General features: G+C 70.2%; 10 protein-coding genes. 5 read left to right on the plus strand and 5 right to left on the minus strand.

Annotated elements, in window-relative coordinates; all coding sequences use genetic code 11:
- Positions 1-51: 51 nt before the first annotated feature.
- Positions 52-2,532, plus strand: coding sequence for a M14 family metallopeptidase (locus OG992_RS00820; RefSeq protein ID WP_266301975.1), 2,481 nt, complete (start codon positions 52-54; stop codon positions 2,530-2,532).
- Between the two features lie 81 nt (positions 2,533-2,613).
- On the opposite strand, the gene OG992_RS00825 is transcribed toward OG992_RS00820, so the two are convergent.
- Complete coding sequence (locus tag OG992_RS00825; protein WP_266301976.1) at positions 2,614-3,081, minus strand: cupin domain-containing protein; 468 nt, start codon at positions 3,079-3,081, stop codon at positions 2,614-2,616.
- Between the two features lie 110 nt (positions 3,082-3,191).
- Here OG992_RS00825 and OG992_RS00830 point away from each other — a divergent pair, with 110 nt between their 5' ends.
- Positions 3,192-3,668, plus strand: a complete 477-nt coding sequence (locus tag OG992_RS00830) for an Rrf2 family transcriptional regulator (protein WP_266301977.1) — start codon at positions 3,192-3,194, stop codon at positions 3,666-3,668.
- Between the two features lie 19 nt (positions 3,669-3,687).
- Here OG992_RS00830 and OG992_RS00840 read toward each other — a convergent pair whose 3' ends face one another.
- From OG992_RS00840 to OG992_RS00855, 4 genes are all read right to left on the minus strand, one after another.
- On the minus strand, positions 3,688-5,817 hold the full coding sequence (locus OG992_RS00840; protein ID WP_323181758.1) for a ThuA domain-containing protein: 2,130 nt from the start codon (positions 5,815-5,817) through the stop codon (positions 3,688-3,690).
- 188 nt (positions 5,818-6,005) lie between these two features.
- Positions 6,006-6,248: a VOC family protein gene (locus OG992_RS00845; RefSeq protein ID WP_266301978.1), complete on the minus strand. Its 243-nt coding sequence runs from the start codon at positions 6,246-6,248 to the stop codon at positions 6,006-6,008.
- Positions 6,249-6,262: 14 nt separating this feature from the next.
- The gene (locus tag OG992_RS00850) at positions 6,263-7,489 is read right to left on the minus strand and encodes an RNA polymerase sigma factor (RefSeq protein ID WP_266301979.1); all 1,227 of its coding nucleotides are present in this window, start codon (positions 7,487-7,489) and stop codon (positions 6,263-6,265) included.
- Positions 7,471-7,857, minus strand: a complete 387-nt coding sequence (locus OG992_RS00855) for a YciI family protein (protein ID WP_238684061.1) — start codon at positions 7,855-7,857, stop codon at positions 7,471-7,473. Before OG992_RS00855 ends, OG992_RS00850 begins: the two co-directional genes overlap by 19 nt.
- Before the next feature lie 430 nt (positions 7,858-8,287).
- Here OG992_RS00855 and OG992_RS00860 point away from each other — a divergent pair, with 430 nt between their 5' ends.
- The 3 genes from OG992_RS00860 (at position 8,288) to OG992_RS00870 (ending at position 11,485) form a co-directional block, all read left to right on the plus strand.
- Positions 8,288-9,502 carry a cellulose-binding domain-containing protein gene (locus OG992_RS00860; RefSeq protein WP_266301980.1) on the plus strand — a complete coding sequence of 405 codons (1,215 nt, stop codon included), beginning with the start codon at positions 8,288-8,290 and terminating at the stop codon, positions 9,500-9,502.
- 193 nt (positions 9,503-9,695) lie between these two features.
- A complete protein-coding gene (locus OG992_RS00865) occupies positions 9,696-10,700 on the plus strand; it encodes an ABC transporter substrate-binding protein (protein ID WP_266301981.1) in 1,005 nt (334 codons plus the stop codon).
- On the plus strand, positions 10,697-11,485 hold the full coding sequence (locus tag OG992_RS00870) for a trans-aconitate 2-methyltransferase (protein ID WP_238684058.1): 789 nt from the start codon (positions 10,697-10,699) through the stop codon (positions 11,483-11,485). The genes OG992_RS00865 and OG992_RS00870 overlap by 4 nt, the downstream gene beginning before the upstream one ends.
- Positions 11,486-11,566 lie beyond the last annotated feature (81 nt).

Raw genomic sequence — 11,566 nt, forward strand, 5'->3', positions numbered from 1 at the left:
TCACCGGACCGGTCCGCCGGCAATCACCCGTCGTAGGCAGAAGGAGGGGGAATGCGGCGATCACAACGGCGCATCGCGCTGCTCGCGCTGTCCACCCTGGTGGGTAGCATCCTCGTGACGACCGGCCCTGCGGGCGCGGATCCCACGGGGCCGTCGGCCGCCACCGGCCGATCCCAGCCTGAGGATCGTGAGTCGGTACGCCTCGTACACATCAGGCTGACCGGTGCCGACATGCTGGACACTGTGGCAGCTGCCGGCTTCGATCTCGAACACGGCCTCCGACGTGTGCCGAACGGCATCGAGGGCGAAGCGGTGGTGACCGCCGAGCAGGTCACCGAACTCACGGCGATGGGCGTCGAGGTGCTCGGCGAGCGCGCCGGCTTCGCCTGGAGCGACGAGGCCGACGGCGGCCTCGGCATCGGCGCGGCCGGCGCGCGGGCCTCCCAGCCGGCGAGCCACGACGCGACGGTACGTGTCGTCCGCGCCGACTGGTTCACCACGAAGGGCCAGGGCTTCCTCTACGTCGAGGCGCGGACCACCGAGGGGCAACAGGCGGACCCGATCGTCGGGATGCAGGTGGAGAACGACTCGGGGAAGGGCACGCCGTTCGGCTTCGCCCGGACGATGAGCCGGTTCGTCGACTCCGGGCAGTACATGTTCCACCGGAACCTCTTCAAGCTCGACGTACGCCCCAGCACGATCAAGCTGACGAGTTCCACCGGTGGCGTCGCGACCGGCGTCGTCTCCAACTGGCTGGAGGACGCCCCACCGCCGCTGACGGAGAACCCGTCCTACAAGTCGGACTTCGTGGACGGCTACCGGCACCCGCAGCAGCTCTACAGCCGCGCCAAGGAGATCGCCCGTCAGTACCCGGACATTGCCGAGATCGTCTACCTGCCGAACCAGACGAACGGGTACCAACGCAAGGCGCAGGCCCAGATCGGCGGCGCGGGGCAGGCGGCGGTCGTCGTCTCCTCGGCCGCATGGGGTCACCAGGGCGGCAACGACGTCACTGTGGATTTCGTGGACCGGCCCGAGCCGGATCTCCCGCTGGCGGTGGAGGTCACCGGCAAGGCGGTCCGTGTCCTGCTCGCCACTGACGTCTCGGGCGCACCGACGAGCACGGCCGCCGAGGTGGCCGAGGCGCTGCGGAGCCGCTCCGCGGGGCTCATCGACCGGGCGCACCCGTACCGCACAAACGAGGGCACCGGCATCGTCGCTCCGACGGCCGGCCCGGTCGCGCTGACCGACTTCCTCGACCAGAAGCGCGTCGGAGCACCGGAGGGCGAGGTGCCGCGAGGCCCCGCGACGATCCCGGTCCTGCGGATCGGCAAGCACCGTGACGGTAAGAAGCCCGGTGTGCTCATCCAGGCGCAGGACCACGCCCGCGAGTGGGTGCCGGCGACGACCAGCCTCGAGTCGGCCGAGCGTCTGGTGCACAACTACCGGTCCGACCGGGAGACGAAGAAGATCGTCGAGAACACCGACGTCTTCTTCATCCTGTCCAACAACCCCGACGGGGCGAACTACAGCTTCTACAACTTCGCCTCCCAGCGTAAGAACATGACGAACCACTGCCCGGACGCGAGTGCCGATCCGGCGCAGCGGAACTCCTGGGGCGTCGACCTGAACCGGAACTATCGGGTCGGGTCGGGCCACGACGGCTACGCGGGAGGGTCGACCAACTGTGTCAGTGGCACCTACCAGGGGCCGGAGGAGCTGTCCGAGCCCGAGTCGAAGAACATCATCTGGCTGGTCGAGAAGTACAAGAACATCAAGTTCATGATGTCGGTGCACTCCAACGGCGGCCAGCTCTTCTGGCAGCCCGGCGCCTACATCGCTGATGGCCGGATCACCACGCCGCGTCCGCCACTGGGTGACGAGGCGTTCTACTGGCAGTCCGCCGCCCGGATCCTGTCGCAGGTCAAGGCGCACCGGGAAACCGTCGTCACGCCGGAGAACGTCGGCGGCTCGTCCGACGTCCTCTACTCCTCGGCGGGCAACGTACGCGAGGACCTGTACCACACCTACGGGATCTACGCGTTCGGCTGGGAGGTCGGCGGCTCCGTCTACAACCCGGCCACCGGTGACTGGCAGGGCGGTTCGTTCCAGCCGGAGTGGGACGGAAACCCCGAGCTCGTCAGTGGCCACGCCGAGACCATGGAGTACGCCAACGGGATCATGGAGATGTTCCGGGTCGCGGCGGACTGGGGCAGGGACAAGAAGGACCCGACGTCCCGGTTGGTCCCGGGCGCGGGGCGCTACTCCGGGCCTGTCGACGTGCACTTCGAGACCAGCGAGCCGGCCACCATCTACTACACGACCGACGGCAGCCGGCCCACGCTCGAATCGCCCCGCTACGCGGCGACCGAGTTCCGTGAGCCGGGGCAGGTGTTCCACGTGACCGAGACGACGACGTTCCGCTGGTTCTCGGTCGACAGCGCCGGCAACATCGAGAAGAACTACGACCCGACGAAGAACGACAGGCGCAACAACTACCGCAGCGCGACGATCAGGATCGCCAAGAGGTAGCGCCAGTCCGACAGTCGTTGCCCCGTCGGTGCGGATCGCCCGCGCCGACGGGGCAGCCTCTGCACGAACAGGTCGCGTCGGTCAGCCTCGTCGGCCGGCCCACAAGGGGCTGTCCACGTAGTGGTTGTCGTAACGGTCCTGGGTCTCGGCGACGTCCTGCCAGGTGGCTTCGCCCCGGTGCACCTTGTCGAGCAGTCGGTAGTAGTCGAACCGGGGCTTGCCGGGGGTGATCACGACGAGGAAGTCGGCGTCCCGGCCGTCGGCGGGGGCGAAGGCGTGTGGGGTGTTCGGCGGGACGAAGAGCACGTCTCCCCGATGCAGGGTGCGCAGTTCGTCGTTGACGAGTACCTCCAGGGCGCCGTCGAGCACGAAGAAGAACTCGCCGGAGTGGGTGTGCAGGTGCGGCGGCGCACCGTCAGTGCCGTGCTTGAGCACTGTGCGGTTGCTGGTCAGGGCGCCGCCGGTGTGCTCGGGGTCGAGGAGCAGCGTGATCACGCTGGCCGGATCGCTGTCGAGAACCTCGGCCTGGGCCGCGCGTACCACAGTCATTTTTCGACTCCTTCGTCGTTCAACGATTCCTAGACACTAGATGTCCAGAATCAGCGACGCCAGCGATCACATCCGACGTCCCAAATTCTGGACAGGTAGAGTCCAGGATCATGCGGATGAGTCAGGGCGTCGAATGGGCCCTCCACACGTGCCTCAACCTGAGTTGGCTGGACGCCCCGGTGCCGACCAGCACCCTCGCCGCCTTCTACGAGCTGCCGCCGGCGTACCTGAACAAACAGCTCCAGGCCCTGGCCCGAGCCGGAATCCTGACGTCGACCTCGGGGCCGCGCGGGGGCTTTCAGCTCGCCCGCGCCCCGGCGGAGGTCTCCCTGCTGGACATAGTGGCCGCGATCGAGGGCCCGGAGGAGCTGTTCCAGTGCGACCAGATCCTCCGCAAGGGCCCGGACGAGCACGCGGGCGTCGACTATCGACAGTCCTGCGCGTTCGCCCAGGCCATGCGTGGCGCCGACCTGGCCTGGCGGCGGGAGCTGGCCGGCAAGACCGTTGCTGACGTCCGGGCCGACGTCGAGCGCGGGCACCCGGAGGCCCCAGCCAACACCCGCGCCAGGATCGTGGAGCTGCGCTAGGGCGTAGTCCGGCCCGCGGTCAGCGGCCGTGCACCTCCAGCTCCCAGAGCGAGTAGCCGTACGCGGGCAGGGCGCGCTGGGTGCCCTGCACGCGCAGGTAGCGACCGGTGGCCGAGATGGCGATGTCGTCCACGCCACCGTCGCCGGTGGTCGTGGTGTGCACCGGCGTCCAGGTGACGTTGTCCGGGGAGACCTGGATCTGGTAGGCCCGCGCGTACGCCGCCTCCCAGGTCAGCCGGACCCGGTCGAGGGTGCGGGACGCGCCGAGGTCCACCGAGATCCACTGCGGGTCGGCGTACGCGCTGCCCCAACGGGTGGTCGTGGTGCCGTCCACGGCGTTGGCCGCCGCGTGCGCGCTGCCCGGCTCGACGCTGGACGCGGTGACGGGCTTGCCCCGGGAGAGCACTGTGCCGCCGGCGGCGCTGCCGTAGACGTTGAGGTCCCACAGCGAGTAGCCCCACTGGGTGGCGCGTTGGGTGCCGTACAACCGCAGATAACGGCCGGTGCCGGTGACAGTGAGGTCGTCGACGCCGCCGTCTCCGGTGGTAGTGGTGTGCACCGGCGACCAGGTGACGTTGTCCGGCGACACCTGGACCTGGTACGCCCGTGCGTGGGCCGTCTCCCAGGCCAGCCGAACCCGGTTGATCGCGTACGAGGCCCCCAGGTCGACGGTGATCCACTGCGGGTCGGTGTACGCGCTGCCCCAGCGGGTGGTCGTGGTGCCGTCCACGGCGTTGGCCGCGGCGTGCGCGCTGCCCGGCTCGACGCTGGAAGCCGTCACCGGGCGGCCCTGGGCCAGGTCGGTGGCGGGCGGCTCACTCGAACCGTCGGTCTTGATCCGCACGTTGCGGTAGTTGATGTCCATTCCGGCACCGTCGTTCTGCAACCCGATGTAGCCGTTGGCGATGGCCCGGCTGCTGACGTAGTCGTTGATCTTGACGCCGTTGAGCCAGATCTCGACCCGCTGGCCGTGTACGCCGATCTCGTAGGTGTTCCAGGAGCCGGGTGGGTTGAGCGCTGTCGCGCGGGCGGCCTGGTTGGGTGCCTGGAAGCTGTAGACACTGCCGGTGGTGCGCGTCGGGTCGCCGTCGGTGGCGTCGATCTGGATTTCGTGACCGGCGGCGACCGGGCCCCACGGATCGCCCTGCGGATCGGGGAACCCGATGAAGACCCCACCGTTGTCGTCGCCCGGCATCATCCAGTCGACCTTGAGCGAGTAGTTGGCGAAGGTGCGCACCGGGTACCAGAGCAAACCCATGCCACCGTTCGACGTGAGAGTGCCGTCCGCCACTGTGAACCCGCCCGGCCCCGCCTGCCGCCACTGCCCGAGGCTGGCCTGGGTGCCGTCGAACAACGGGGTGTAGCCGGGCTCCGGCCGGCAGTCGGCCGCCACCGCCCCGGCCGCCACCCGAATGCCGCCCAGCAGCATGCGGGTGAAGTTCGGGTCGGCGTAGCTCTGCTCGGTGTGGCCGAGGCCGGTGTACCAGGAGCGTCCGCCGCCATAGCTGTGGCACCAGGTGATCGGGTGGTCACCACCCATCGACCCACCGGTGTACGACGACTCGTCGAGGTTGGCCAGCACCTTGACCGCCGAGCGGGGGTTGGTCCGGTAGTTGTACCACTCGTCGGTGCGGGTCCAGGTCGACGGCAGGTGCGCGGTCGAGGCGTTGGCTCGGTCCTCGACCCGCACTGTCGCCTGCTGGGTGGCCGGGTGCGAGGCGAAGTACCCGCCGACCAGTCCGCCGTACCACTGCCAGTCGTACTCGGTGTCGGCGGCGGCGTGCACTCCGACGAAGCCTCCGCCGGCAGCCAGGTACGCCTCGAACGCGCCCTGCTGGCCGGCGTCGAGCACATCGCCGGTGGTGCTGAGGAAGACCACCGCCTGGTACTGGGCGAGGTTGGCGGTCGTGAAGGTCGTCGCGTCCTCGGTGGCGGTGACGGTGAAGCCGTTCGCCGCGCCAAGCTGCTGGATGGCGACGATGCCGTTGGGGATGGAGGAGTGCCGGAAGCCGGCGGTCTTGGAGAAGACCAGGACCTTGCCCAGCGGTGCGGCCTCGGCCGGGGTCGAGGTGACCGTCGCCGCACCGGCGGCGAGGGTGAGTCCGGTGACGACGGCGGCGGCGAGCGTGCTGATGGCGCGTCTGCGCATGCAGGGCTCCTTGTGAGGAAGTGCCCGGTGTGCCCGCGTCCGCCGAAACGAGGGCGATGGCGAGACGACGCGGAGCGGTGTCACCAGGCAGGCTCGAACCAACCGGATGAACATCGATCCACATCGTTGATATGCAGTTAACATCGGGCGTCGGTAAGGGTCAATCCCTCGGGATTGTCCCGATCGCCTCAGGAGCGGTGCGCCGCCACGTTGACGACGTTGCCGTCCGGGTCGCGGACGAAGAACCGTCGCCTGCCGCACGGCTCGGTGGTGAGCGGGTGCACGATCTCCTGACCGAGCCGCTGCGCCTCGGCATAGGCGCCGTCCACGTCGTCCACCCGCGGGCTGATGACCGAGTCCTCGGGTGCGGTCGCGTCGCCGGAGACGAGCTGCACGGCCACGTCGGGGTCGGACGAGGTGCAGCGGGCCACCCAACCCAGGTTGCTCAGCGCGCCGCCTTGCCGAGCAGCACCGAGCGTTCGCGCTGATTGGCGCAGAGCCGGGCGGCGAGGTCCAGCTCGGTGCGCGCCTCCGCAAGCCGGCCGAGGCGGGTCAGCAGCTCGCCGCGTACGGTCGGGACGAGGTGCGACCCGCGGAGCCGGTTCGAGGCGACCAGCTCGTCCACGATGGCCAGGGCCGGCGCCGGACCCGAGGCCATGGCGACGGCGACGGCCCGGTTGAGTTCGACCACCGGCGAGGGCGCGAGCCGGCCGAGCGTCTCGTAGAGCCGGACGATCCGGGCCCAGTCGGTCTCCTCGACCGAGGGTGCCGACGCGTGCGTGGCCGCGATCGCGGCCTGTAGACCGTAGGGGCCGAGGCCGCGCTGCGATGCCCTGGCCAGCGCGCCCAGCCCACGGCGGATCGCCGGGAAGTCCCACAACCGGCGATCCTGGTCCGCGAGGAGGATCGGGGCGCCGTCGGGGTCGGTCCGGGCCGGGAAGCGCGCGGCAGTCAGCTCGCACAGGGCGAGCAGGCCGTGCACCTCCGGCTCGTTCGGCTGGAGCGCGGCAAGTGTGCGGGCCAGCCGGATCGCCTCGTACGCCACGTCGGTGCGCAGCAGCCGGTCACCCGACGTGGCCGTCGACCCCTCCGTGAAGATCACGTAGAGAACGCTGAGCACACCGCCCAGCCGCTCCCGGCGCTCACCGGCCGGCGGTAGCTCGAACGGCACCCGGGCCGCCGCGATCGCCTTCTTGCCCCGGGTGATGCGGGCCTGCACGGTCGGCACCGGCACCAGAAACGCACGGGCGATCTCCTCGGTGGACAGGCCGCCGACCACCCGCAGGGTCAGTGCCACCCGCGCCTCGCGGGAGAGCACCGGATGGCAGCTGACGAACATCAGCGCCAGCACATCGTCGTCGATCCGGTCGGGGTCGATCTCCTGAACGAGCGCGGGATCGGCCGCCAACAGGGCGTACCGCTCCTGGAGGGCGACCCGGCGGCGGATCGCGTCGATCGCCCGCCGCCGGGCGGTGGCCATCAGCCACCCGGCCGGATTGGCCGGAGAGGCACGCGGCCAGGACACCAGCGCCTCGGCCACCGCCTCCTGGGCGGCGTCCTCGGCCAGCCCGAAGTCACCGGTGAACCGGGTCAGCGCGGCCACGATCCGCGCCGACTCGATCCGCCAGACGGCCTCGACGTCGGCCGTACCCATCAGATCTGGCCGTCGCATTCGCCACCCTGCGGGACCTCGTCGGCCTCGGCCACCCGCCGGACCTCGATCTTGGACCCGCGGACCGCCGGGACCCGCTCGGCCCACTCGACCGCCTCCTGTTTCGTGGCGACATCGAGCAGGAAGTAGCCCCCGAACAGCTCCCTGGTCTCGCCGTACGGACCGTCGGTGACCACCGGTGCCTCGCCACCGAAGTCGACCACGACGCCCTGGTGCGGATCGTCCAGCCCTTCGGCCGCGACGAGAACGTCTGCCTTCATCATGTCCTCGATGAACTGGCGGGTGGTGGCCATCATCTCGTCGATGTTGGCCATCATGGCCGCATTCGTCTCATCGGTGCCCCGCATGATCAACATGTACTTCGACATCGCGTTCTCCTCATCCGACGGGGCCGCCTCCCGGTCCCAGCATCCCCACGTCGAACGGGCAACCCGCGGATCGACACGGCCCCGAAAACCGGCCCCTGCTCCGCGATCTTGCACTTACTGTCCCGGCATAAGTGGCACCCCGCCCAAATCGGCAACCGAAACTGCAAGATCGGCGCGGCAGTCAGGGGTCACCGACGCTTGATTCGATCGGCAATCGTCAATAGATTGAGGATGGGCGCCGCCGGGGTCCGGGTGAACCGGGCCGTTGGCGGCTGACAGGTCCACCCCCGAGCCGGGCACTTCGGTCGTACGCACGACCGGTCGCTGTGGCGCACCGCTGCGCCACATCCAGGGCACGTTGTCGCGCCGCGTCCGTCCAGGACGCGCCGCCGTGCCGTCTCCGCCCAGCTCGATGGCAGAAGGACCCTTCATGACGATTTTCCGCGCCCGCCCCGCCGCGACCCTGGTGGTCGCCGCCGCGCTGGCCGCCGCCGCGACCACCACCGGAGCGGCACTACTCAGCGGCCCGGCCGTGGCCGCCCAGGGTTGCCGGGTCGACTACACGCCCAACCAGTGGCCCGGCGGATTCACCGCCACCGTCAAGGTCTCCCCGGGGGACGCGGCCGTCTCCAGCTGGACCGTCACCTGGACATACGCCGGGGACGAGCGGGTCACCAGCGGCTGGAACGCCACGGTCAGCCAGTCCGGATCGACGGTGACCGCCCGCAACGCGTCGTACAACGGCAGCATCCCGGCCGGCGGCTCCACCGAGTTCGGGTTGCAGGGCACGTACGGCTCCAGTGGTGGCGCGCCGACCGGGTTCAGCCTGAACGGCGTACCGTGCAACGGCGCCACGCCGCCGCCGACCACCCCGCCGCCGACGACACCTCCGCCCACTACCCCGCCGCCGACGACACCTCCGCCGACCACCCCGCCGCCCACCACCGAGCCGCCGACCGGGTGTGCCGGCGCGGTGCTCTGCGACGGCTTCGAGGGCCAGACCGGGTCGACGCCGTCCGGTGACTGGGCCGTGGTGAGCCCGGACTGTTCCGGCGCCGGTACCGCCACCATCGACACGGCGACCACGCACAGCGGCAGCCGGTCGGTTCGGATCAGCGGCGCCGCCGGGTACTGCAACCACGTCTTCATCAGGTCCACTAAGAACCTCGGCAGCGTGGGCAACGTCCGGTACGGCCGCATCTGGGTCCGGCACACCACCGCCCAGCCCACCGAACACACCACGATGATGGCGATGGCCGACGCCGCCGATGGCAACAAGGACCTGCGGTTGGGTGGCCAGAACGGCGCCCTGCAGTGGAACCGCGCCTCCGACGACGCGACCTTGCCCGAGCAGAGCCCGGCCGGGGTGGCGCAGAGCCTGCCATTGCCCACCAACCGGTGGACCTGTGTGGAGTTCATGGTGGACGGCGCGGCCGGTCAGCTGCGTACCTGGGTGGACGGCACCGCCATCCCTGGGCTGACCGCGGACGGCGTACCGACGCACGACATCGACGGTCAGTGGCACAACCGCACCTGGCGGCCGCAGCTCATCGACCTGAAACTGGGCTGGGAGAGCTACGGCGGCGGAGCCGACACCCTCTGGTACGACGACGTCGCGCTGGGGTCCAGCCGGATCGGCTGCTGACCCTTCCGGGGTCGTGAACGGGGCCCGTCAGCGGTGCCCCGCCATGGTGATGAGTGCGTCGAGGGTGTGACCGAGGTTCCGGGTCACACCCTCGACCGCGTCGGCCTGAGCGGATGCGGGCACGCGTCCGCCGGCTGGCGCACCGCACCCCCGCCGGCCAGGCCACCGAGGCGCTGTTGATACGTTCCTGCCCATGAAAACCGTTTTCATTAAGGTGGGTCTGTGCCTGGTACTGGCCGCGGCCGGCTGCTCCGACGGGGGAGCCGCCGCGCCGGCCGCGCAGGGCCACCTGGCCACCCCGGTCCAGCTGACCAACTGCGGATTGCCGGTCAGCGTCACCGCGCCACCCCAGCGCGCGATCGCACTCGAACAGAACGCCACCGAGATCATGCTCAGCCTCGGTCTCGCCGATCGGATGGTCGGCACCAGCTACCAGACCGACCCGGTGCTGCCCGACCTGCGCCCCGCGTACGAGAAGGTGCCGGTGCTGGCCAAGCTGTACCCCTCACGAGAGGCGGTCCGGGCGGCGAATCCGGACTTCGTCTACTCGACCTACACCTCCGCGTACGCTCCGGACGCCGCCGGCTCGCGCGCTGACCTGGCCACGCTCGGCGTGCCGGCGTACCTCTCCGAGTTCGCCTGCGAGAAACCGGCGGACGCCACCCAGACGGTCACCTTCGACGGGATCTTCGACGAGATCCGCGACATCGCCGGCGTCTTCGGCGTCCCGGAGCGGGCCGACAAGCTGATCCACGACCAGCAGAGTCGGTTGGCCGCCGCCCGAGGTGCGGCGCCGACGGCCGTGCCGAGCGCCGGCCCGTCACTCCTCTGGTACTACTCCGGAACGAGCACCCCGTACGTGGCCGGGCACGGCGGGGTTCCGGACGCGATCAGCTCGCTGCTGGGCGCCCGCAACACGTTCACCGATGCCAGCCAGAAGTGGCCGGCCGGCAACTGGGAGGAGATCGCCAAACGCAACCCGGAGGTGATCGTGGTGGCCGATCTGACCAGGGGCGGCGACGGCGACAGTGCCCAATCGAAGATCGACTTCCTGCGCCGCAACCCGGTGACATCAAAGCTGGACGCGGTGGTCGCCGGACGGTTCGTCACAGTGCCCGGCTCGTCGATGGACCCGTCGATCCGCAGCGTCCAGGCGGCGGAACTGGTCGGCGCAAACCTGCACGGGACCGCCCGATGACCCCGCCGGCCGGCGCCGAGGTCGCCGCGCTGGACCAGTCGGCCGCCCGCCGTCTGCTCGAACTCTGGAACGACCAGCAGTCCGCCTACGTGGCCCACCGCGACCTGCGGTTCGACGTGATGGCCGACGTGCTGCGGCTGCACTGCCCGGACGACCCCGCGATCCTCGATCTGGCCTGCGGCCCCGGTGCGATCAGCGACCGGATGCTGGCCCAGTTCCCCCGCGCCACCGCCGTCGCTGTCGACTACGACCCGATCCTGCTGGAGGTCGCGCGGCGTGCTGTGAACCGGTACAGCGCACGGGTCGAGGTCCACGACGTCGACCTGGTGGCCGACGGCTGGGAGCACGCTCTGACCGGACGGCGGATCGACGCCGTGCTCACCTCGACGGCACTGCACTGGCTCGCACCGGAACAACTGCTGCGGGTCTACACCACAGTGGCGCGGCTGCTGCCCGCCGGTGGTGTGCTGCTCAACGCCGACCACCTCCGATACGACGAATCGGCGCCCACCCTGCGCGACATCGCCGGTCGGCACGACGCGCAGGTGCAGCAGGAGACATTCGCTGCCGGAGCGCTCACCTACTCCGCCTGGTACGCCGAGGCGGCCCGACACCCGGAACTGGCCGGGCTGGCAGCCCAGCGGGAACTGCGGTTCGCCGACCGGCCGCCGCAGGCCCCAGCGTCACTGGAATTCCACCTGGCTGCCCTTCGCACGGCAGGGTTCGCCGAGGTCGGCACCGTCTGGCAGTACCTGGACGACTACGTGGTGTTCGCCCGCCGATGAACCCGCGAGTCGCACGATCCCCAGACTCGGCGAGCGGCCGGCGGGACTCGCCACCCCCTCCCGGCATCTCGAGAAATGGTC

Source organism: Micromonospora sp. NBC_00362 (assembly GCF_026342155.1).
Lineage (GTDB): Bacteria > Actinomycetota > Actinomycetes > Mycobacteriales > Micromonosporaceae > Micromonospora > Micromonospora hortensis.